Here is a 23,748-nt window from a genome sequence, read left to right on the forward strand (position 1 = left end):
GCCAACCCATTCACAGAACGCCAAGAGCCTACACCTATGAAAGATAATATCTTCACCGGCTGCATCCCTGCCCTGATGACGCCTTGCCAGCCCGATCGAACGCCCAATTACGAGGCACTCGTGGGCAAGGGTCGAGAGCTGATCGATCTAGGCATGAGTGCCGTCGTCTATTGCGGGTCCATGGGGGACTGGCCTTTGCTCAGCGAAGCCCAGCGCCAGGAAGGGGTCGCCCGACTCGTTCAGGCGGGCGTGCCCACGATCGTGGGCACCGGTGCTGTCAACTCCGCCGAAGCCGTGTCGCATGCCCGGCATGCCGCTCAAATCGGCGCAAGCGGCTTAATGGTGATTCCCCGTGTGCTGTCCCGGGGCAATTCGCCAACGGCACAAAAAGCGCATTTTTCTGCAATCCTGAACGCGGCCCCCAACTTGCCGGCCGTTATCTACAACAGCCCTTACTACGGCTTTGCCACGCGTGCGGATCTATTCTTCGAGCTGCGCCGCGAACACGCCAACCTGATCGGCTTCAAGGAGTTCGGTGGCGGCGCCGACTTAAGATATGCGGCCGAGCACATTACCTCCGCCGATGACGACATCACACTGATGGTCGGCGTCGACACGCAGGTTTTTCACGGCTTCGTCAATTGCCAGGCGACGGGCGCAATCACCGGTATCGGCAATGCCCTGCCCCGCGAGATACTTCAGCTCGTCGCGTTGAGCAAAAAAGCAGCCCAAGGCGACCCCGAGGCACGTATCAGGGCCCAGGAACTGGAATCCGCGCTCGCGGTGTTGTCCTCGTTCGATGAGGGGGCCGACCTGGTTCTTTACTACAAGCATCTGATGGTACTCAACGGCGAATCCGCCTACACCCTGCATTTCAACGAAACGGATGCCTTGAGCACGGCGCAGCGCCGCTATATCGAGGCTCAGTACGCACTCTTCCAGCAATGGTATGCCGAGTGGCCCGGCAATCCTGCAAACGCCTGATATCCAAAATTTTCAGAAGCCCCAAACCCGAACACCTGTTCGGAAATGCTCTTCTCAAATATCGGGAGATGAAATTCATGCGTTTGACTGGCGAAATGCTCATTGGACAAAAGCGTGTGAAAGGCGGCGGCCCGGCTATTCAGGCAATCGACCCGAAGCACAATCAACCGCTCGATACGCTTTGGCACGCCAGCAGCGCCGAAGACCTCGACAGGGCTTGCGCCCTTGCGCAGGCGGCCGCCGACGATTTCCGGGACACGGCGCCGGCCGATCGGGCCACTTTCCTGGAAGTCATCGCCGATGAAATCGAAGGCCTTGGCAATCAACTGGTGACTCGCGCCACGGCCGAATCGGGCTTACCAGAGGCTCGTATCCGCGGCGAATGCGACCGCACCTGTGGCCAGCTACGCATGCTCGCTCGCGTAGTGCGCAAGGGCGAGTGGCTCGATGTTCGGGTTGATCCGGCGCTACCCGAGCGAGAACCGATGCCGCGCGCGGACTTGCGCCAACGCAAGATCGCGCTGGGCCCGGTGGCCGTGTTCGGCGCCAGTAACTTCCCTCTCGCCTTTTCGGTCGCCGGGGGCGATACCGCATCGGCCCTGGCGGCCGGCTGCCCGGTCATTGTCAAGGCACACAACGCGCACCCCGGAACCAGCGAACTCGTAGGTCGGGCCATCCAGACCGCCGTCGATCACTGCAACCTGCCCGAGGGCGTGTTTTCGCTGCTCTACGATAGCGACACGGCAATCGGCCATGCATTGGTGATGGATCCGCGTATCGCCGCCGTCGGCTTCACCGGATCGCGGCGAGGTGGATTGGCGCTGTGGCAGGCCGCACAGTCACGTCCGGTACCGATCCCTGTCTATGCGGAGATGAGCTCGATCAATCCGGTGTTCGCACTGCCGTCCGCTGTGGAAACCCGCGGCGCCGATTTGGGCGAGACGTTTGTTGCGTCGCTCAGTATGGGCGCCGGTCAGTTCTGTACCAACCCGGGGCTTGTCATCGCCCTGGAAGGCCCCGGACTCGATGCCTTTATCGGCGCAGCGCAAGCAGCAATCGGGCGCAGCGATGCACAGACCATGCTCACGCCCGGAATTTCCGACGCGTATCGTCAAAGCGTCAGCGCGCTTGCCAATCACGAGCGCGTGACAGAGATTGCCCGAGGCCAGACCGGCATCGGGCCAAACGACTGTCAGAGCGGCCTGTTTACCACCACCGCCGGCGACTTTCTCGCCGACGAGACACTTCAGAACGAAATTTTCGGGGCATCATCACTGATCGTCGCGTGCGCCGATATCGACGAAATGCATCGTGTGGCAAGACGGCTGGAAGGCCAGCTGACCGTGACGCTCCAATTGGAAGATCGGGACATCCCGTTGGCGCAGTCCCTCATGCCGATACTCGAAGACAAGGCCGGGCGCATCCTGGCCAACGGCTGGCCCACCGGGGTCGAAGTGTGCGATGCCATGGTGCACGGCGGCCCGTTTCCGGCGACCACTGACGCTCGCACCACATCGGTTGGCACGGCGGCGATCGTTCGATTTCTACGACCGGTCTGTTACCAGAATCTCCCGAACGAGCTGCTGCCTCGTGCCTTACGGCACGACAACCCGGAAGCACATCCACGCCTGGTCGACGGCCAGTACCAAGCCTGACGCGCCTGTCGAGCCCGGCCGATATCCCGGTCGGGTTCCAAGCGGTGCAACGCACGCATGGCGTCTGGATTTTTTATTGCATAAAATATCCAAAATAACCTTAGAAGAGATTGCCGCTTGAGCCGCTTCAAGACCCGTGCCCAACATGTCGCCGATGATTTGCGCGAACGGATTCTCGGCGGCGAATTCAAGGGCGGCACGCAATTGCGCCAGGATGCGCTGGCTCGGGATTACGAAGTCAGTCGCATCCCGGTACGAGAAGCGCTGCTGACTCTGGAAGCCGAGGGGCTGGTCGCCTTCCACCCCCATCGCGGCGCCTTCACGACCGAGCTTTCCACAACCACGATTCGTGAACTCTTTGATCTTCGAGTCATGCTGGAATGCTATGTCTTCAAGCATTCGATCCCGCGCATGGCCGCCGAGGATTTTGCTCGCGCCGAGCAAATCCTCGATGAGTATGACGCCGCTCTGGACTCCGGTAGTCGTATCGGTACTTGGAGTGAATACAACTGGGCCTTTCATCGCACGCTGTATCAGTCCGCGGATCTACCGGAATCGATGACGATCATCTCGCAGCTGAACACCAAGGCAGATCGCTATATCCGTATGCAGCTGCTATACACCAAAGAAATCGATAAGGCCGAAAGAGAACATCGCGGCCTGATCGAGCTGGCACGTCAGGGCAGAATCGACGAATCGGCTACCGCCTTGGAGGCCCATATCCGCGAGGCCTGCGAAAGCATTGTCGCCGTACTAGACAACTCCGTCCTGACCGCCTAGTGCAGCAACGTCTTCGCAAGCGCTGGCTCCCCGCGTTACCGCGGTGCGCCTTTACGGGGACGACTGCACCGGCATGAATCGCCCGGGCCGCCGCTCTCGGCTTGCAAACGTAGACACACGCCGCCCTTCAACCTCCGAAGTCGCGCCGTCTTTCACCAATTAACTGGCTCCACCTCCGACTTAAGTCGATGTCGACAACTTAGCACAGCTTTCGCATTATATATTTTATACAATCTACGATTTGCAGCAGATGGCGAGCACAAACCAATCAGCGAGAGACGCGAACAAGCCCGCGCCTTCTTTCGATCTGACCGTCGTTGGCGCCGGTATTATCGGTGTTACCTGCGCGCTGGACCTGCAACGCGCCGGCTATCGCGTGCTGGTGCTGGATTCCCAAGCCCCCGGCCATGGCGCTTCATATGGTAACGCCGGCCACATGGCGACCGAGCAAGTCTTTCCGGTCGCTGACGCCTCAATCCTTGTGCAGCTCCCCAAGTTGCTGATGGATGCCACCGGGCCGTTGCGTGTGGATTGGCGTTATCTACCCAAGGCAATGCCATGGTTTCTCAAAGCGCTCTTGAATCTGCGCGCTGCCCCTTTTGAAAACAGCGTCAACGGCCTGCGCGCTCTGAATCAGAATAGCCTGCCCGCCTGGCATCGCCTGCTGGCATCAACCGGCGATAGCGCGCTTCTGCGCGACAACGGCTCCGTTCTCGTATTCGAAAAAGAACACTCGCGCGCCGCCATCCAGGCGCTGCAGGCTCGAATGCAGGCAAACGATGTGCCGGTGGATTTTTGGGAGCCCGACACATTGGCACGTCAGGCACCCGCGCTGTCGGACCAACTTCGTGGTGCGCTGTTTTTTCCTGCCACCGGGCACTGTGTCAATCCCATGCAACTGGTCGATGCCCTCGTGACCGCCGCACGACGTGAAGGCGTTGAATTCGTCCGCGAAAACGTGCGATCAGGACGTGTTACCGCTTCCGGCGTGGCACTCCACACCGATCAGCGGACTCTCACGGCCCGAAAGGCACTTGTGGCCTGTGGCGCGCACTCCGCGCCACTGGTCAAGGCGCTAACGGGCGTACGGGTGCCGTTGGATACCGAGCGCGGTTATCACCTGATGCTGCCTCATGAAACGGGTCGACTGCCCTTCTCCGTTACTTCTTTCGAACGTCGTTTCATCATGACCCCGATGAACGAGGGCCTTCGTCTGGCCGGGACTGTCGAATTCGCCGGCCTGACCCGACCGCCGAACATGGCCAGGGCCTGGCAACTGGAAACCCTCAGCCACCGGCTATTCCGACAACCGCTCGACGCCACAGACGCGACACCCTGGATGGGCTTTCGGCCGTCGCTGCCGGACTCGTTGCCGATCATCGATCACGCCATGGATGGGCGGGTACTGCTGGCTTTCGGCCATCATCACCTGGGGCTGACCCAAGCGGCCTTGACGGCGGAAATGATCACCTCGTTGGCCGCCAGCAATCGATCGTCAACGCCGGGGGCCGGAGGCGGCGCTCTACCCGACTTCGCGCCTTATCGTCTGGCGCGTTTCGCGTAAGCCATCTTTCTACCATCTGTCGCCAACACGCGACTCAGGAGGAATCCAATGACGGCATCCGCCCAAGGACAATTCAAAAGACAAATTTCCGCGATCGATCTGATTCTGGTCGGGGTTGGCTCGATCATCGGCTCCGGTTGGCTGTTCGCCGCCGGCAAGGTGGCGGCGGTCGCCGGGCCGGCCGGGTCACTGTCATGGGTGATTGGCGGCTTCGCCTTGCTACTGCTCGGGCTGGTTTATGCGGAACTGGGGGCAGCGCTGCCGCAAGCCGGTGGCCTGGTACGTTACCCCTATTACACGCACGGTCCGCTTGTCAGCGGCATGGTGTCGTTCATTACTGTGATCGCATTCTCCAGCCTCATTGCCATCGAGGTCCTGGCCGTTCGCCAATACGCATCGGGGTGGTGGCCCGCCTTGACTCAAGCCGGCAGCGATTCACCCACCGTACTCGGCTGGTTCATTCAGCTCCTGTTATTCGTCGTCTTCTTCCTGCTGAATTACTGGAGTATCGGCGTTTTCGCAAAATCCAACACGATCATCACCTGGTTTAAATTCATCGTGCCGACGCTGGTGATCGTGTGCCTGCTAAGCCAACTCAAAGGCGCCAATTTCGATGTACGCGGCTTCGCGCCCAACGGAGTAAGCGGTATAACCTCAGCAGTGGCGACCGGCGGCGTCATGTTCGCTTATCTCGGCTTGACGCCGCTCATGGCATTGGCCGGCGAAGTCCGCCGGCCGCAGCGTAACCTGCCACTGGCACTGATCGGCACAACAGTGGCTTCGACGATAATCTATATTTTGCTTCAGTTTGCTTTCGTGGGCGGTGTCCCCACCCACATCGTTGCCAACGATGGGTGGTCCAAAGTCGGCCAAGTTTTTAATCTTCCGTACTACGACATCGCCATATCGCTCGGTTTCGTTTGGCTGGCCGTATTGGTAACCGTGGATGCCGTCATCTCGCCCGGCGGTACCGGTAATATCTACATGTCAACCACGCCACGGGTGATCTACGGCTGGTCGAGTACCGGGACGTTCTTCCAGTTTTTCGGCAAAGTGGATAAACGCACGGGCATCCCTCGACCGGCGCTATGGCTGACATTCTTCTTGTCGATCTTTTGGACACTGCCTTTCCCATCGTGGGATGCGCTGATCAGCGTGGTCTCTTCAGCGCTGATCTTCAGCTACGCCCTGGCCCCGATTTCAGCTCACGCTCTACGCCTGAGCAATCCTGACATGCACCGCCCGTTCTTCCTGAAAGGGCTCGGCGTCGTCAGCCCATTGGCATTCGTCATCGCTTCGCTGATTCTGTATTGGGCGGGCTGGCAGACCATTTCATGGCTACTGGGCGTCCAGGTTTTGGTCTTTATCGTTTATCTGGTCTTCGGCAAGCATCTTGCCGCAACACGTACCGGTTTCGCCGAACAGCTGCGGTCATCGCTCTGGTTGGTCTTCTATTACGTTCTCATAATGGTCATTTCGGCATTGGGCAGTTTTGGCGGCTCACACACGCTGGCCAGCCCGTGGGATCAAGTCGCGATCGCCATAGTGGCGCTTATCACCTACTACTGGGCCGTTTACTGGGCCCGCCTGCCACATGCTTCACTGCCCGAATATTCGGCACAAGAAATGACATGACATGTCGCGAAGCAATCGCCTCGGAACGATACCGGGGCGTTGCTCCGATAGCTGCCACTCGTCCACGCATTGCGTGAGCCGCACTGAACACGCCGAGGCCTTTCAACGGCCTCGGCGAATTCGCCTGTCGGAACTTATGCCGGCGCGGGTATGATCGTAAAACGCTTCGCCATGAATGTGGTTAACCGCCCAGGCATTACGGATTCGCCAACAAGCGAAATGGAGCGACACCGGGCCGCCACCAAACTGCTTACGACATTCGCGCAGCGGGCTGATCTCGAGCTCTTGGCATCGTCCGGCCCGGCCGTTCGAAAACACGCGCTCGCCGATTGACCAAAGCGATCGATCGGGACCGAGATGCACTGCAACCTATTGTATTAAATTTTTTTTATTTCACCCCGCACCCCGCGCGCGCGTTACGCGCAAGACACCACCAATCCAAATCCGGGGATTGCGTTCGGCCGGCGGGCGTACACACAGGCGGCTACTGGCACGCCGGCCGGACCACTGGCACGCTCTGAAGGTCACCCACTTCGAGCCCTGCCGGAACGAACCATGGAAGACATATTGATTGATGCCGGAACATTGGCCGGCTGGCTGGCTGAGGGTCGCGATATCGTCGTGCTCGATGCGCGGGCACGCCTGCAGGATGCCGAGGCCGGGAGAGCGCTCTGGCAGGAAGGCCACGTGCCGGGCGCACGTCATGCCGACATGGACCGCGAATTGTCCGCACCACCCTCCACGCAAGGCGGCCGCTATCCACTGCCGAGCCACGCGCGGTTTGCCGAGCAACTGCGGGCCTGGGGCATTACGCCGCGGTGCGATGTCGTGGTGTACGACGACATGGGCGGTGCGCTCGCGGCAGCACGCGCCTGGTGGATGCTGGTCTGGGCCGGGCACCCGGCGGTGCATGTGCTCGATGGTGGCTGGCCGGCATGGCGCGAGGGCGGTTACCCCGTCGAAAGCGTATCGCCCGCACCGAACCCCAGCGACTGGCAACCGACGTTCGACGACGACCTGATCGCCACCACCGAGGACGTGGCGCGCGGCGACGCCGTGCTGCTGGACGCCCGGCCCGGCGAGCGCTTTCGCGGCGAGCACGAGCCGATCGACCCCGCTGCCGGCCATATCCCCGGCGCCCGGAATATACCGGCCGGATCGCTGGTGGACGCCCGCGCCCGCTTCCTCTCGCCGGACGAGCTGGCGCAGGCATTGCCGCAAGACGAGGCCGCCATCAGCTACTGCGGCTCGGGCATCAGCGCCTGCCAGATTATCCTGGCCTGTGCGGTGCTGGGCCGGCCATTGCCGCGTCTATACCCGGGCTCGTGGAGCGCCTGGAGCAGCGGCCCGTCGCGGCCGGTGGCCACCGGCGCATAAGCCGCGGCGTTCGGCGCCGGGCGCCATGGCGTCGGGTCTTGCCCCATGCGCGATGTAGCGCTTCGAGTCCTGACCGCAACGTGCATTGCCGACGGGCCCGGCGCCGATGCCGACCGCGTCCTGGCATCGCCGCGGCGCCGGCGTTCAGGGCCGGCCGGGAATGCGCTGGCGGCGCGATCGCCGAGCACGCCTGGCGTCGGCGGCTGTTGGCGGATCAGCTCGATTGCTCGAGCAAAAACCCTTTGCGCGAGGCGTTCACGGCCATCTGCGCCAACTGATGCAGCTTCGGATAATTCTTCGGGGTGACGATAAACCGGGTCAGTTGCAGCCGACGCGTGACATCCAACGTGCCGTTGGCGTAGTGATAGCTCACATGGTAGCGGCCGAACGGCGCCTTGAAGGTTTCGTTGTTGGGAAGACCGACCGGATGCATGCCCGCGGGCAGGTGCAAGTGCACCACGTCTACTATCGTCCCGGGCTTGAGAACGCTCGGATAATGGCGCGTTTTCTGTCCGATGAAAGACGACATTTCGCGGGCTATCCGGCCGGGGGTCGGCAAGACCAGCGCCATGCGTTGTCCCGGCATGACGGCATCGTTATTGCGCCAATGCATGTGCAGGCTCACCGGTCGATTCAAGTCGTATCGATGCGAGATATCCGCGATCTTGATGGTTCCGGTGTGCCCGCTGCCGTAGTAACCGGTCTGCACGGCACTCTGCAGACGGGCGCCGCTCTTGTCGCCGAGCCAATGCTTGCGTAAGGCGATGCCGCCCCAGCCCGAAGCGGTGACCCGGCTGTCGCTGCGGATCACGCCCGCCGTGTTCAACGTCATGTTCTGCACTTCGCGGTATTCGACGTCACCGCGCGCGGGTGCCGGGGTGTGGGTCAAGGTGTCGGCGGGGCCGGCCAGCAGCACCGGCCGCCCGGCGTCCTTCAGCGGCAGAGCGTTGATCCCCGCATAGCGCTCGCTGGTATCGAGATACAGATGATATTTCGGGACGTAAACCAACACATGGTTGAAGGCAAACGCATCGGCGCCGGGATACGCGACGAAGCGATGCGCGGTCGAAATCAGGGCCGGCTCGGCCTTGATGCCCTCGGCCTGAAGCAGGCTGCATAACAGATTGGCGCTGGCATTACTGTCGCCCATACCGCGCGCCAGCGTACTGGCCGCCGACGGTGGTTGATAGCCGGCTTCATGGTAATCGACGTTCACGACCTGGACGTGTTTTTGCAGCCAGCGGTAGATATGTGACACGGCCTGTTGGCCGTGCGCGCCGTTCGCCGCCCGGGCCGCGGTCTGGCGAATGGCCGGCGTCAAATGCCGCGATTTCGCGGTCAAACGGTCGTAGGCCTGGGCCACGTCCTTCCAATCGGTCGCCGTGCCGATCACGACCATGGGCGCATACTGGGTCAGCGCGGCGGTGTCCTCCGGCGGAAAATCGACATGCGACCAGCTCGACTCGGCACTCAACGTGGTCGTCCCGTTGTCTTGGTGCCGGTGCTTGGACCAGGTCCCCCGGGCGTGGATATGAAGCGCCATCGACTTCGGTGCGGTCACGCTCACGCTGGCCGACTTGACCGGCACGTTGGGGGCGAGTTTGGCCGCCACCGCATAAACGCCCGGAAGATAGGCGTGCTTGAAATGCTCTACATATTTCAAATGAATGGTCGCCCCGGGCGCGACACTCGGGAACACCACGTTCTTGATCGTGCCGTCGCTGAGAAAAGGGGCATGCAGGGCGCTGGGCGTGGACTGGGTGAAAATCGCCGAGGAAGCAACGTTGATGTGCTTGCCGCCGGCGGTCTGGGTATAGGCCTTGAGAATTTTCACCGCAGCGAAATTGGCCGGGTAGCTGATCTGCATCTGCGAGACATGCTCGACGCCCGACAGGGTCAAGGGCTGTATGACACGCGAGACGGTCTTCGTGTAGCTGCCGTCCTTGGCAATCTTCAACGCCACGTGCTGCTTGATGATCCTGTAGTTGACCTGTGGCGACGTCGCGTTGCCGGACGGAGGCTGGGGCTGCGCCTGAACCCGGGCCTGGGCCGCCAGCGGCGCCAGTCCCGCCAGGGCAATCGCGGCGACCAATGCAATCTTGCGCGTATTCATGACGAACTCTTGCTGTGACTGAAGACCAGGGGCGTGTTCAGATCACGCAGGTCGCTACGTAACAGGGAACGCAACTTGGCATACTGCGCCGGCTTGTACAGGACGTGGGCGAGACGCAGCTTGTAGTTGGCCTGCACCTTGTTGCCCTTGGCGTGCACGCTAAAGCTGAAATTACCCGCCGCATTGTGGATGTGCGCGGCCGGCGGCAGATACGTGGCGGTGTAGCCCGCGGGCAGGGTCAGCGTCGTATGCCAGTCGATCTCGCCGAGGTAGGTGCTCACGCTGTGCGTTCGTTTATTCGGCCCGGCCACGGCAGCCAGCGCGCTGACCGGATCGTTGGTCCCCCCCGTGTCCGGCACCAGATAAGGCCCGGCCTGCAGCGACACCGTCAGGGTCTTGCCCGGAATCGCATAGGCCGGCGTCGTCCAGTGGGCGCTGACGTGGAACGGCTTGTCGAGAACACGCGGATTGCTGTGCTGGAAACTTCCTTTCCCGCCGCCGCCGTTTTTCAACAGGGCATTCATCAACCGGCCGTAGGCCCCGGGTGGTATTTCCGAGAACATCATGCGGTTGTACCAGGCCCACCAGCCGGATGTGGTCATATGTGCCTTACCGCTGAGCGTGCCATCGGGTGCGAGCTGCAACTGGGCGTTGTAGACCAGCTTGTTGTGGTCGGGCTGCCCGCCGGGGGTATGCATCACCCGCGGATGCGGCCCGGCGACCACCACCGTCTTGTCGCGCTCGCCGATGGCCAGCTGGCCGGGCGTCTCGGTTTCCCCGGTCGCATCCAGAAACACGTGATACTTGGGCAGGTAATCGATGGCATGGTTGAAATCCGGGCCGGGCAGCGGGGTCAGGTTGAAGGTATTGTTCCAGTTGATCATCACCGGATAGGCAGTAATGCCGCGCGCGGCCAGCAGGGCTTCGAGCAGCGTGGAGTGCGCCTTGCAGTCGCCATAACCGGTCTTCAGCGTCTTGTTGGCCGAAACCGGGACATATCCGCCCACGCCCAGTTCCAGGCCAACGTAGCGGATATGGGCCGAATCCCAGGCGTAGAGCGCTTTTACGGCCGCCCAGCCATGCAACTTGCCCGCGACCTTGTCGGCGACCTTCCTGACCCGCGGCGTCACCCTGGCTTTGGGCTTGGCCCGTGCCCAATAGGCTTGGCCCACCGAGGCCCAGCTTGGGAAACTGGTCACCTCGAACAACGGACTGTAGTCGTGCGCGCTGACGGTAGCCGGCGCGGGAAAGTGCGCATGATGCGTCGCCAGCGTCGCCTTGAAGGTCTCCGTGCCGCCCTGGGTGTGATGCGACATGCGCCAACCGCCGCGCTGAGCTGCCTTCAGATGCATGGCGGCCGGCGCATGCACGACAACCTTCTGGTTGCGGGCCGACCGCCGCTCGTCGACGCCCCACTCGCCGAAGTACTGCTTGGGGAAATACGGCTTGGTCTGCGTCTGCAGTGTCTCGATGTGCAGCTTGTCACCCTTGCCGAAATTCGGCAGCACCACGTTCAGCACCTTGGCGTGGCTGAACATCGGCGCGCCCTGGGCCGCCTGCACCGGTCGCACGAAGATATCCGACTTCGGAACCGAGACGTGCTTGCCCTGCGCGGTCTCGATCCAGGCCGAAACGACCTTCAGCTTCGACAGCGCGCTGGAAAACTTCTGCTGATACGGGTTGATCGAATGTGCGCCGCTGCGTGTCAGGGCCTCGATCACCTGGCTATCCCGCTCGGTGAACTGCCCATTGGCCTTCACGTGCACATCGGCCGTAAAACTGAGCTGCCGGATGGCCGCCCCGCTCTGGGATTCGGCCGCACGCGCCACACCGCCTCCAAGCGTCAGCACAAGAACGAAAATGCAGGCCGCCAGCGCCTGCAGCGGTTTTCCATCATCGGCGATCATCGGCATTCAGATCAGATCCCTGTTTTGAACTCGGCAGCGGGCAAAGCAGGCCACCGCAAATCGCGTTCGGCCCGCATCGTCCCGGCTGTCGCTATGACCGTTCTACCAGACCGACGTTCATTCCAGCTTACGGCCGGTCGCACCCGTCCACGGTCAGCAAGGCGTTTGAACAGGCCTTCTGCCACGCGTAGCGTCTGAGATACACCCAAAGAAAACGCGGGGATAGCGTTTTCGCGCCCGTCTGCAGGCGGTTACCGCCGGCGACGCGAAAGAGCAAGCCGCCAGTGTCCTCGGCCTCGACCTGAACAACCTGGCGGGCTTACACATTCAGCGTAGCGGGCGCGATAAGGCCTTGCTCTTCGGTTCTGGCATGGACACTGCGTCGACCAGTCTCTAAGTGCGGATATCGCGCGCTTCGGCAATAACCTCTTCGAATAGCCGGCCACATGGGTAAGGCGTATGATCAAATGAACGTGGCCCGCCGCGCTTATCGAGCCGGCCGGGCGGGACTTTTGGCGTGCGAACGAACGCCGCAGTCAGGCAGCGGGAGCGGCGACGCTGCAGCAAAGGCCACGCCTGAATCTGTCTTCTGCCGCACCGTTCGTAATCCGCCTGGAACAGCCCGCCCCACCCAAGTCGCGGTCTCGCTAAACGGGTTACTGGCCTCTGGATGCAACGTCACGGAGTAAAGCCATGTCAACTCGTTTGAATTCCCGCCGCCGATACTCATGCCTATGGGGCCTGATGCTCGTGAGCGCGCTCGTATTTTCGACGCCGGCCTGGGCACAGAGTTATGCCGTCGTCTCTGCCCAGGTCAACCTGCGTGCCGGCCCGCGCGTCGACTATCCCGCGCTATATATACTCCAGCCAGGCGTACGCGTTCTGGTTTATGGCTGTGTGGACGACTACACCTGGTGCGATGTATCGGCGCTCGATTATCGCGGCTGGGTTTATGCCGATTATCTGGACTATAACTACGACAACCGTCGCGTCACGATCGCGAGTTACGGCCCACAGATCGGCGTCGCCATCATTGCCTTCAGCCTCGTCGATTACTGGTCCCACCACTACCGGGATCGCCCGTGGTATCGCGAGCGTCATAGCTACGAACAGCGTTTCGGCCCCCATGGCGATCGCGGGCGCGAACACCGCCCGGGCAGCGGCGCACCGGATCGCCGTCCGCCGGTCCATACCGTCGAGCGCCGCAGTCAGTCGCGACCACAATACCAGCGGCAGCGTCAACCGACCCAGCAGCATCAGCGCCGGCCAACACAAGCGCAGCCGGAGCATGCGCAGCAACATCACAGCCAGCAACAGAGAAGCCGCCCGCCGTCCCAGCAACAACCACGGCAGCACAATAATCCGGGTAGCCCGGGTCAGGATCAGCGCCACAACGGTCAGGAACAGCACGGCGGTAACAGATAGCGAATCTTTCAAGGGCCGGCCACGAGCCATCCACTCGGACCGGCCCCTTACCCGGACTGCGGCTCAGGCGTCCACGATGCCGGCGAACCGCCCTCCCCTGCATCCCGGGTCACGACAACAGCCCCGGCAACGGCGCGCCGATTGATGCGCCGTGCGCACCCCGATGGCAGTTGGCAGCGTTGCGCGAATCATGAGCAGCCTGGCTGCGCACGCACAGCACAACATCTGCCCCTGGCTATGGCGCAATGCGTCAAATGCAGACCTCAACCGTTTACGCCATCGAGCAGACGGATGCCTCCGCTGGAAGAAATATCACACCGCGCACGATACCGCGCCGAACGCCTTGGCTTAGCGGCATTCGGGCCGGTTTGTCCTATTCGGGTCAGGGATTGCGAGTACCGGTGTCTGTCTGGTTCTCTGTGTCGGCCGCAGGGCTTTCAGCCTCTCCGTCGAACGATCTTAGTGGCTCGCCATCCGCGTCCTGAAGCTGGTAATCGTACGCGGCCTGCAGACCCGTCTCGTCCTCGGCCGGTTCTTCGGGCTCATGGTCGATGTAGCGCGGGTAAAGTGGCGACAACATCGCCACCAGAACACCAATCGCCGAGAACACGGCAAACGTATGAGCGTAGCCAAGCTTATTAACCAGCGCACCGACGATAGGCGAGCCCGTCGCTTGTCCCAGCGAGACCGCCATGAATGGCAGGACTGGCCCCATGGACAGCCGGCCGGGCAACAGACGGATGCCCGTCATTAGATAAAGGCCCGTGAGACTCATATAAGCCAGACCGAAGACCAGCGCGGAAAACGCCGTGATGTCCAGCTGGCCGGGGCTGGCGGCAAGCAACGCCAGGCTCGCTGCCAGCATCATCAGCATCAGCGCCTGTGTAATCGGCGGGTTGTTTCGATCGGCGAGATCGGCCACCACGGCACCGCCGAGGCCGGCGATACCCACCGCGAGCCATAGCCAGCCGGTGGCATCCGACGCCAGTCCGCCAAGCGTGACCACCAGATCGGGCGCAAAGATCCAGTATGCGGAAGACACCACCCCCATCGCGAATGCAAACAGTGATAGCCGCGCGAGACGTCGCCATTGCAAGCCGCTGATCGGCGGCGGCGGCGCGGCGTTCGAAGGCATGACCCGCGACACCGAGGGGATGAACAACCACGCCGCAATCACCCCGATGCCCGCCAGAACGGCAAAGGAGATATACGCCGTACGCCACGCGCTGGCCAGGAACAGAACGGTCGGCACAGCAAGGATCACGCCAATGCTGGTGCCTGCATTCATGACCGAGCTCACACGCCCGTGCACCGAGCGGTCCACCAGTACCTGCATGGCGGCTGTGAGCGCCGGCATCATCAGACCCGTACAGATGCCGCAAGAAAACACACCGACGCCGAGCGGCAGGGCCGCGCTGGCCTGACTAATCAGCCCCAGACCACCCAGACCGAAAAGACCGGACAGTACTGCGGTGTTGCGGGCACCCAAGCGATCGGCGGCGACCGGCGCGACCAGCGTGGCCAGTACGAAACTGACGAGAGGCAGCGCACCGATGATGCCGATCACCGAAGGGGTCAGTCCCAGATCGGCGCGGATTGGCGGCACGAACAGCCCGAAGGCAAAGCGCGCCAGCCCATAGCTGATGGCGATCAGCGAGGCCCCCAGCAGCGCAAAACCTGTGCCCGAACGAGAGTTCATATCGCCTCCGTCGCATACGCCGTGAATAATCGAGGACCATTGCGGCGTCAGACTGAATCTCCAACCCGCGACGCCCTCGATTCATGCGTTGGCCTCGCGACATCCGACCTCTGCTGACCGTAATGCCATTAAATGGTGGGCTCAACAAGCGCTGCCGAGCAACCGAAACAGGCCCTGCGTTATCGCCTACCGGCCTCCAATCGGGCTGCAACCGCCTGAATTGTCAACGGCTTAACATCCGGATACTTGCTCGAAGCTCAACGCCAATACATGCCTGTTCGTCGAGTGCAATCAGCGTTTTTCCTCCAGGCCGCGAGATTCGACGCTGTCGCCGAACAAGATTCGATATCCAGCTTGTGTCGGTATCGACGAAGTACTGGATGGAAATCGCGGTCTTTCCCTGTGAGTGCGTGAGCCATCAAACGCAGGACACAAGATTTGCCCGATACGCTCATCGCCTTATTATTAATCCGGCATCAAAACAGCTGACTTCATCAGCTGTTTTCAACGCCTTCAAAAATAAAAGCCGGCGCCTGTCCGTCTTTTATTTTCAAAGGCTTCGCGACCGATGGCCGCAGCGAGCATGCGGTCACATACTCGCGCTATTAACTCGAAAAATCATCTATTTTTGTGCCGGGTTAATAATCAGCGTTGATACGGCATCGCTGAATCCGTCCAGACACCGCGCTGACCACTCGCTCAGCCGCCGCGGCTTCACGACCTCTCGTGGACAAGCCATTCATCACGCCTTTCGCCATCCACGGCCAATGCATGCCAGCGAAAGAATAGGGCCCGGCTTGTCGCCTGGCCGACTCAGGCGCCAATTGACAGAACGAATGGTAAAGGCCCTTTCCGCTCATGCGTCGCAACGAACTTGCAATTCCGGTACAGCCAGAGCCTGAAGCTGCAGCCCACTGACCCGCCACCTGGCGGCAACGCCACGCCTATTCACCGCGGATAACCATGCCAAAGGTCAGCGTCCGCCCGAATCCCGCCACGATCGACAAATAAAGTGGTTATGCCGCGCCAATTCAGGGCGAGTCAAACGACCACGCGTTCGGCACGGCCAGCGTATTCTCAATTACCAGATAAGTTTGCCGACGGAGCTGCGGGGCAAAATATCCGCAAATTGCGCACGACTAAAGCATAAGCTGCCGGTGACCGCGATTACACCCGCGCTTTGCTATCGTCGTTGTAAGCAATGGGTAATCTGCGGACATCCGGTTTTGTTCCCCGGCTCGTGCGCCTTCGAGCTGGCCGGCAGCACGTAACGTCGGCTAGCGCACTCGCCTGAGTCGATCACCGCGCTCGATAGCCCGGCCACTGCCGGGTTCGGCGGTTCCTTCACGTTCGAGGCCCACTTCGGCGGCGAACGGGGTGCCGCCCATGCATACACGGCAATGGGAACGGCTTTGAATCCGATACTCACATAAATAACACCGGTGCGAGAGGAGCAGACATGTCAGACGATTTCGATTTTGTTGTCGTGGGCGGTGGATCCGCCGGCGCGATCATAGCCGCACATTTATCCGAGGACCCCACCTGTCGGGTCGCGCTACTGGAAGCCGGTGAGCGGCCGCCAGCCGAGGAATTGGTGCCGGCCGCCTGCGCGGCGCTACAACTGAACCCGGAAACCGACTGGATGTACACGGCGGACGCCGGCCAGTGCGGTCTCGGCCTGAAGGACGGCCGCATGATGATGCCGCGAGGCAAGATGCTCGGGGGCTCATCGGGCATCAATTACATGGCCTATGTTCGCGGCCATCCGGGGGATTTCGACGCGTGGGCACAAGGCGGCGCCACTGGCTGGAGTTACGACGAGGTATTGCCCTATTTCAAGAAGACGGAAGGGCTCGCGCCGAGCGACGAAATACCGATCGACAAGGCGGCACACAACACTGAAGGACCCCTCGGGGTATCCGTGCGCTCGCCCGTGATCCCGGGCGCGCGTGAATTCGTGGACGCCTGCGACGCCGCGGGTATCCCCTGGGGCGACTACAATGGACGGGATCGCGGCGGCCCGGCGGGTGTCGCCTCACTGTTCCAGACCACAACGCACAGCGGCAAGCGCTCGAGCACGTTCCATGCCTTTCTCGAGGGCGAGCCCGAACATCGGGAAAACCTCACGATCATCACGGGTGCACACGTCACACGGGTGCATCTGGATTGCCCCGCGGGGCAATCCATCGCAACAGGTGTCGAGTACCGCACAGCCAGCGGCGAGACCCGTACCGTGTCGGCTGCCCGGGAAGTGGTATTGAGCGGCGGTGCCATCGGATCGCCGCATCTGCTGCTTTTGTCCGGCATCGGGCCGCGAGCAGAGCTGGAAGCCGTCGGCGTCGAATGCCATGTCGATTCACCGCATGTGGGCAAGCATCTCAAGGACCACGTCCACGTCGGCCTGTTCTTCCCCGCGCCCGGCGTCGGGGTGCCCATGAGCGAGGTCGGGATGTCCCTGGGCCCCGATGCACTGCGCGCGCCTGCAGGGCCGCTGCCGGCGGATCCCGCGGACGACGCGCACATGCCGGAGGCACTCAAGGCGCTGAAACAGGAGGCGGAGCGGCGTTTTAACCAATGGGCCAGCCAGGGGGAGAGCCTGATTTCCTCGTCGCTCTACGATGCGGGCGCGTGGTTTTCGACCCAACTGGGCGATCAAAACACCCACGATGCACAGATCGGCTTTCTGGCCTGCGGCTACAACCACGATCTGTGGCGGGGCTGCTTTCGGGTGGATCCGGACGAGTACTTCGACGACGCGTCCAAACGACTGGCGGCCGATGCCGAAAGCATCATCGTGCTCGCGAATCCGGTTCAGCCGCACAGCGAGGGCGAGATCGTGCTCCAGAGCACCCGCGCTGCCGATCATCCCGCCCTCCGCATGAACTACTTCGACGATCCGCACGACATGAAGGTCATGGTCGCCGTCATGCGCAAGGTCCTGGATGTGGTCGCCCACTGGCCCGGGGATCGGCGCATCGGCCCCGTGCTGATTCCGCCCTTCCTGGCCGACAAGCATGGGCACGCCGAAGGCGATGTGCCAGGCGATGAACTGCTCGAAGACCTTGCACGCCACTACGCATTCACGGTCTATCATCCCACCACAACCTGCCGGATCGGCAGCGTCGTCGATCCACAGTTACGCGTGATGGGCGTCCAGAACCTGCGCGTGGCCGACGCCAGCGTCATGCCGAACGTGGTCAGCGGCAATACAAACGCGGCCACGATGATGATTGGCGAAAAGGCTGCGGAAATGATCGCCACCGCGCACGGCGTGAAGATCGCCGAGTTCGTCGGTGAACCCGCCCAGACCCCTCGTGACGAAGGTGTAGCTCAAGCGGACGCTTGAACGACAGCGGACCTTGCGGCCCGGCAGCGACCCTGCCTGGCCGCAAGGTTCGGGCGTGCAAGTCCTTCGGCCACACGACTTGGCTTCGGCGGCTCATGCAGCCGATGCCACGGCGCGCTTTTCACGCAGAGCCTCCGATGCGCTCATTCAGGCGCCAGTCTTGTAACCGCCACGACCTGCCCCGCACGCACGGTATGCACAACCTGCCCTACCGGTTCGTAACAGGACGATCAGCCCGCCCGGTGCATCGATATTCTTGCCGCGCTGATGCCGATTGCCGACAAGCCGATGCCAACACCTATCCATAAGGCCAAATGTACCGGCGCGACCGTCATGGCAACCGCGCCCGGTGCCAGTTGCTCGGCCGCACGTGCCAGCACAATCGCGACAAACGCCGCGCCGAGGGACTGACCAAAGGTCCGCGCGCTGGCCAGAATACCCGAGGCGCTGCCGCTACGTTCGCGGGGGACGCTGCCGAGCAGCTCGTGATTGTTCGGCGCCTGGAAGAAGCCGTAGCCCAGGCCGCAGAGCGCGGTGCGCCAGACAATATCCGCGACGCTCGCCGCCGGGCCCAGCAATGCCAGCGACACCATGCCCAGCATGAACACCACCAGACCGACGGTCGAGATCGGCGTCGGATTGAAACGATCCGACAAGCGCCCGGCTATCGGCCCGGCAGCAATCACGATGATCGGCCAGGGCGAGAACAACAGGGCCGACATCAAAGGGCTGTAACCCTGGATACTCTGGAACAAAAACGGCAGCGCAATGAAGGTGATGCCCTGGGCGGTGAACGCGGTAAAAGACGTCAGGGCCGCCATGGAGAAACGGCGGGACCGGAAGATATCCAGGGGCAATAACGGATGCGCGACCCGGCGTTGCCAGACAATGAACAACACCCCCGCAACCACACTCAGTGTGAACAGGGGCGCCGCCCAGGCGCTGGCGCCCTGGCCGGACAGCCCATCCACCGCGAGCACCAGCGCGCCGAGGGATATCGACGAGAGCACGGCGCCGACGATATCGAAACGGCCGCCCCGGCCGCCTTCTCTCGGCAAGGCGTGGCGCGCGATCAGATAACTGATCAGCCCTAACGGCACGTTAATCGCGAACAGCCAGGGCCAGCCCAGCACGGCCAGAATACCGCCGCCGATCGAGGGTCCGGCAGCCATTCCCGAGGCAACAACCAGCGCGCTCAAGCCGATCGCGGAGCCCAGCAACCGCTTGGGAAAAATGGTGCGATACAGCGCCGGGCCGACGCTCAAGGTCGCGGCCGCGCCGAACCCCTGCAGACCGCGCAGGGCGATCAGCGGCACCATGGCATCGCACAATGCACAGCCGAGCGACGCCAGGGTGAACACCACCAGGCCGAACAGATACACGCCTCGATAGCCGATGACATCACCCAGCGCGGCAAAGCTGATCAAGCCCATGGCGCTGATCAGGCGAAAAGCGTTGGCGACCCAGATCGTGGTCGAAGCCGACGCATGCAGCTCGTCGGCAATGGTCGGCAGAGCGATATTGACGATGGAACCATCGAGAACGGCCATCAGCGTGCCGATGATCAGCACCAGAACAGCCAGCCGGCGCTCGGCACCCGGCAGCCCGTCGTCGCCGGGTTGGTCGGAAAAAAGGCGGCTCACGGAAAGATAGCTTCCGGCATAGGCTTCAATCCAGGCAAAGGGTCAGGCGCTTTGTGGCGGCCTATGATACAAGCTAATTCGCTCACGACTGGGTCTATACCCGCGATCAGATCACGGGCCGCCACGAATCCGGGAGATATTGGGTGCCAGGTTACGCCGGCACGGACACCGGGCAAGCGGCTATCCGATCAGCCGTCGGCCACCCCGGCGAACCGCTTGCCTTTGCAAGCAGGATAACGCGAGCAGCCCCGGAAGCGGCGCCCGGACTGGCGCCCGCGCCGGAGCACCATGGCGGCGCCACACAAGGGGCAAAGATCGCGCCGGTCGGAAGCAATCTCGTGTTGCGGCGGCATCGCGGACGGATCGACAAACGAATACAGACTGCCCGCGTCGATACAGTGGATTGCGTTGTCGTTACAGAATCGCCGCGCGTCCGGCGTCAACCGGCCCGAGGTCGCCAATATCGCCTTGCGAGCCCCCTTGGCGTGCATCACACCAAACAACTCACGCGCCACATTCACGCCTACCGACACCGCCGCCCAGTGCTTGCATTGCACCAGCAGCATATTGTCGCGTTCTCGCAAGACGATATCGATGCCTTCGTCTGCCCCCTCGGCCGTCAGCTCTGCCGAGAAGCCTTTCCGGCGAAAACTGGCCGCAATCAACTGCTCGAACTGCAGCCAGCTCAGATTGGCGATGTTCTCCGGCGTCACCGGCGCCGGTTCATTCGATTGGCTGGACGCCGCATGGGTGGGCGTACGAGACGACTCATCAACGAACACCCACGGCGCCTCTCGTCTGTAGGCCGACGATGGCGCGTTGCCACGACGCCGCGTGCTGCGCTTGGCGGGTGGCTTCTTGGCCGTCGCCGATGGCGATGAAAACCGCTGCCGCACAAACGACATCAGCGCCGCGAACCAGCAGACGCCAAGAAACAACCACGCCAGTCCCGCAAGCGCGCCACCGCGAAGCAGCTCTGCCGTGGGTGCCAGGTAAGGATTGCCCGTACCCGACAGCGCAAGGGCGGTGCCATAACGGATGACCACGAACCCAACAAGGCCCAGAGCAAAACCGATCGGCCAAGGCGCGCCGGCTATTACTTCCAGGCCACCGGCCTGCTTTCGTCTTCTCCCCCGCGCCATGCCGCCCGTCGCCTATCCTTTTAACGAAATATAGGCCCAAGCCAGAGATATGACAACAAACCCCGACGCGGCCGTATTGACTGACTCATCAGCGAGATAGGATTGATGACGATTAATAAACCAAGTGCGCGGCTAGGCATATCAGAACAGTGCCGACCGCCCTTTCGATCCACGGTTTGAATCGCCATATGGCGGCTTGCAGCCGTGGGGTGGACAGCCAGAACGCAACGCTACCGAACCAAGCCAGGTGGGCGAGAGAAATGATCAATCCGCACAATAATTGAATGCTTATCGGCGTTGCGGGTTTAATCAATTGCGTGAATATGCTGAGGAAAAACAGCGTAGTTTTCGGATTGAGCGCATTACATAAAAAACCCGCACCAAAAGCCGACCGGTCTGTTATATCGGACTGATGAGCCGGCGTTTCTTCCGGGTGTGCGGTCGATCTGAAAAGGCTTTGAATGCCGAGATAAACGAGATAGGCGGCACCGGTCCAGCGGATCACCACGTAGAGCCGGGGGAAGCTGGCCACAAGCAAGGCAACGCCGGTGATGCAATATGCGACGTGAAGCCAGACCGCCGTTGCGATCCCAAAACTCGCCCAGACACCGGCGCGGCGCGAATACACCATCGCGTTTCGACTGACGAGCGCAAAATCCTGCCCGGGGCTGATGGCCATGCCCACCGCGATTAACATGACGGTGCCGAGCATGGGCCAATAATTGGCATCGATCATCAATATGTACGCGACGCCCGTCAGGCGAACGCCACGCTCCTGTTAGAAGTCCTTGCGGAACGTCGCCACCCGAACACCGCGGGCCGCTCACCCCCAAGATCGTCGGGGGTTGGCGCATGGGCCCCCAGGCGGGTGGGCAGTTGAGTCGTTTTGGAGCCGTCGACGAAACGATGGTTGTATCGCGCGACGCTGCGGCATGGATCTTCGATATCGATCTCGGGGAAAATGCGGCCCTCGAGACAACGTCTTGCTGCGGCTTCCTGCAAAGTCGACATGCTTGCCCTCCTGGCCCGTGCGTTTCCGGGCATTGCATCGGCTCATGCCGACACAATCGGACAAAAGACACTTGGCTGAGAAACGACTTTTTTTCACACTGATGTGAGACTTTTTCTCACGGCACCAGCCAGGGCCAGGAAACGCCGCATGATCAGATCTCTTGACGCCCTGCGTGTATTCGTCACCGTGGCCCGAGCCCATAGCATGACGGCCGCAGCGGATCGCTTATTCGTGACGCCCGGTGCCGTGAGCAAGCGAATCCGCGACCTGGAGCGTGAACTCGGCACCCCACTCTTCGATCGCGAGCACCACGCCGTGCGCCTGACGCCCAAAGGCGTCGAGCTATATCGCGTCAGTCAGAATCTTCTGGATACGCTCTCGAGCGCGTTGACGACATTCGAGCAGCCCGTCACCGCGGATAAACCGCTGGTGGTGTCCTGCGAACCGACAATAGCGATGCAGTGGCTGATCCCCCGTCTGCCAGACTTCTACGCCCAGCATCCGCGCATCACGCTGCACCTGTTCGCGTCGGGCGGGCCAGTGGACTTTCAGGCGAGCGCGATCGATCTCGCGCTACGGCGAGACGACTTCGAATGGGGGCCGGAAGTCTTCGCCTGCCGCGTCGCCGATGAGATTACCGGCATTGTGGCGTCACCGGCGATGGTTCATTCAACGAGCGCCGCCCGCACCATGCTTCATACGACATCGCGGCCCTCGGCGTGGCGCCCGTGGCGTGCTCGCTTGCAACAGACGTGGACGGTGGATCGAGAGCTCGAATTCGAGCATTTCTACCTCAGCCTCCAAGCCGCACGGGCCGGGCTGGGCGTCGCTGTCGGTTCGGTCTATATGGTGGCCGACCAGATTAGCGCCGGAGAACTGGAAGCCCCCATGGGTTTTATCGCCGACGGTTCATCGTACTGGCTCCTATCCGCCGCCCCGATCGATTCCGACGAACGAAAGATTGCGTTCCATCATTGGCTGGTGGCGGCGTTGCGCCAAACAGCGGACAACCCAATGCCAGGCGCCTGACGTTCCGAGCTCAACGCACGAATGAAGGGCAGCCGTGCTGCGCATGCACAGAACAAGCCCAACGCCACGTCTTTAGTGATATCGATGCGCTGCACTTGATGGCGCTTCGTTTTCCAACAGCGGCCAGACCCAGTTCCGCGCGCATCTCATTTGCCGCCTTTGAAATTAAACCACCCCGGGATCACCGGAAACGCCAACTGGTGTCCTGCCGCGCCGAGAACGCCTCGCCGGGTCGAGACGACAAGCTGGCAACGATGAAATGCTCCGGCGAGTCCAATCGGGCGGCGCACTTACCCAGCGTGCCATATGCTGACTTACTTCCACTATAATGGAACAATCCTGCTGGCACCTCCCCTTGCTTTGCCGATCCCGCAATCGATGACGATTCCGTGGTGTTGTGCTTAACCCAACTCGGCGCAAACACCGAGCTACCGGCA

General features: G+C 61.8%; 16 protein-coding genes. 9 read left to right on the plus strand and 7 right to left on the minus strand.

What is annotated here, in order from left to right; genetic code table 11:
* Positions 1-36 precede the first annotated feature (36 nt).
* From ACS8YF_RS07100 to ACS8YF_RS07125, 6 genes are all read left to right on the plus strand, one after another.
* Positions 37-984 carry a dihydrodipicolinate synthase family protein gene (locus ACS8YF_RS07100; RefSeq protein WP_440849519.1) on the plus strand — a complete coding sequence of 316 codons (948 nt, stop codon included), beginning with the start codon at positions 37-39 and terminating at the stop codon, positions 982-984.
* Between the two features lie 77 nt (positions 985-1,061).
* Positions 1,062-2,639, plus strand: a complete 1,578-nt coding sequence (locus tag ACS8YF_RS07105) for an aldehyde dehydrogenase (NADP(+)) (protein WP_440849541.1) — start codon at positions 1,062-1,064, stop codon at positions 2,637-2,639.
* A gap of 117 nt (positions 2,640-2,756) precedes the next feature.
* A complete protein-coding gene (locus tag ACS8YF_RS07110) occupies positions 2,757-3,419 on the plus strand; it encodes a GntR family transcriptional regulator (protein ID WP_109993688.1) in 663 nt (220 codons plus the stop codon).
* A gap of 250 nt (positions 3,420-3,669) precedes the next feature.
* Entirely contained in the window at positions 3,670-4,983 is a 1,314-nt protein-coding gene (locus tag ACS8YF_RS07115) for an NAD(P)/FAD-dependent oxidoreductase (RefSeq protein ID WP_440849520.1), read from the plus strand.
* Between the two features lie 48 nt (positions 4,984-5,031).
* Positions 5,032-6,618 (plus strand): APC family permease, encoded by a 1,587-nt coding sequence (locus ACS8YF_RS07120; RefSeq protein ID WP_109993686.1) that lies wholly within the window; start codon positions 5,032-5,034, stop codon positions 6,616-6,618.
* Between the two features lie 555 nt (positions 6,619-7,173).
* Positions 7,174-7,995, plus strand: coding sequence for a sulfurtransferase (locus ACS8YF_RS07125; RefSeq protein ID WP_440849521.1), 822 nt, complete (start codon positions 7,174-7,176; stop codon positions 7,993-7,995).
* Between the two features lie 214 nt (positions 7,996-8,209).
* Here the strand turns inward: ACS8YF_RS07125 and ACS8YF_RS07130 are convergent, their stop codons facing one another.
* Both ACS8YF_RS07130 and ACS8YF_RS07135 read right to left on the minus strand, forming a co-directional pair.
* A complete protein-coding gene (locus ACS8YF_RS07130) occupies positions 8,210-10,108 on the minus strand; it encodes a DUF3857 domain-containing protein (RefSeq protein ID WP_440849522.1) in 1,899 nt (632 codons plus the stop codon).
* The gene (locus tag ACS8YF_RS07135) at positions 10,105-12,021 is read right to left on the minus strand and encodes a DUF3857 domain-containing protein (RefSeq protein ID WP_440849523.1); all 1,917 of its coding nucleotides are present in this window, start codon (positions 12,019-12,021) and stop codon (positions 10,105-10,107) included. The genes ACS8YF_RS07130 and ACS8YF_RS07135 overlap by 4 nt, the downstream gene beginning before the upstream one ends.
* A 744-nt stretch (positions 12,022-12,765) precedes the next feature.
* Here ACS8YF_RS07135 and ACS8YF_RS07140 point away from each other — a divergent pair.
* Positions 12,766-13,440 (plus strand): SH3 domain-containing protein, encoded by a 675-nt coding sequence (locus ACS8YF_RS07140; protein WP_440849524.1) that lies wholly within the window; start codon positions 12,766-12,768, stop codon positions 13,438-13,440.
* Positions 13,441-13,822: 382 nt separating this feature from the next.
* Here the strand turns inward: ACS8YF_RS07140 and ACS8YF_RS07145 are convergent, their stop codons facing one another.
* The gene (locus ACS8YF_RS07145; protein ID WP_440849525.1) at positions 13,823-15,139 is read right to left on the minus strand and encodes an MFS transporter; all 1,317 of its coding nucleotides are present in this window, start codon (positions 15,137-15,139) and stop codon (positions 13,823-13,825) included.
* Between the two features lie 1,459 nt (positions 15,140-16,598).
* On the opposite strand from ACS8YF_RS07145, the gene ACS8YF_RS07150 reads away from it, so the two are divergent.
* Positions 16,599-18,485 (plus strand): GMC family oxidoreductase, encoded by a 1,887-nt coding sequence (locus ACS8YF_RS07150; RefSeq protein WP_440849526.1) that lies wholly within the window; start codon positions 16,599-16,601, stop codon positions 18,483-18,485.
* A gap of 230 nt (positions 18,486-18,715) precedes the next feature.
* Here the strand turns inward: ACS8YF_RS07150 and ACS8YF_RS07155 are convergent, their stop codons facing one another.
* The 4 genes from ACS8YF_RS07155 to ACS8YF_RS07170 all read right to left on the minus strand — a co-directional run bounded on the left by ACS8YF_RS07155 (position 18,716) and on the right by ACS8YF_RS07170 (position 22,281).
* Positions 18,716-20,128 (minus strand): MFS transporter, encoded by a 1,413-nt coding sequence (locus tag ACS8YF_RS07155; protein ID WP_440849527.1) that lies wholly within the window; start codon positions 20,126-20,128, stop codon positions 18,716-18,718.
* 188 nt (positions 20,129-20,316) lie between these two features.
* The gene (locus ACS8YF_RS07160; RefSeq protein ID WP_440849528.1) at positions 20,317-21,270 is read right to left on the minus strand and encodes a restriction endonuclease; all 954 of its coding nucleotides are present in this window, start codon (positions 21,268-21,270) and stop codon (positions 20,317-20,319) included.
* A 112-nt stretch (positions 21,271-21,382) separates the two neighbouring features.
* On the minus strand, positions 21,383-22,006 hold the full coding sequence (locus ACS8YF_RS07165; protein WP_440849529.1) for a LysE family translocator: 624 nt from the start codon (positions 22,004-22,006) through the stop codon (positions 21,383-21,385).
* Between the two features lie 20 nt (positions 22,007-22,026).
* Positions 22,027-22,281 (minus strand): hypothetical protein, encoded by a 255-nt coding sequence (locus ACS8YF_RS07170; protein WP_440849530.1) that lies wholly within the window; start codon positions 22,279-22,281, stop codon positions 22,027-22,029.
* A gap of 148 nt (positions 22,282-22,429) precedes the next feature.
* On the opposite strand from ACS8YF_RS07170, the gene ACS8YF_RS07175 reads away from it, so the two are divergent.
* Positions 22,430-23,311 carry a LysR family transcriptional regulator gene (locus tag ACS8YF_RS07175; protein ID WP_440849531.1) on the plus strand — a complete coding sequence of 294 codons (882 nt, stop codon included), beginning with the start codon at positions 22,430-22,432 and terminating at the stop codon, positions 23,309-23,311.
* Positions 23,312-23,748: the final 437 nt, after the last annotated feature.

It is taken from the genome of Salinisphaera sp. SWV1 (assembly GCF_052044155.1).
Taxonomy (GTDB): Bacteria; Pseudomonadota; Gammaproteobacteria; order Nevskiales; family Salinisphaeraceae; genus Salinisphaera.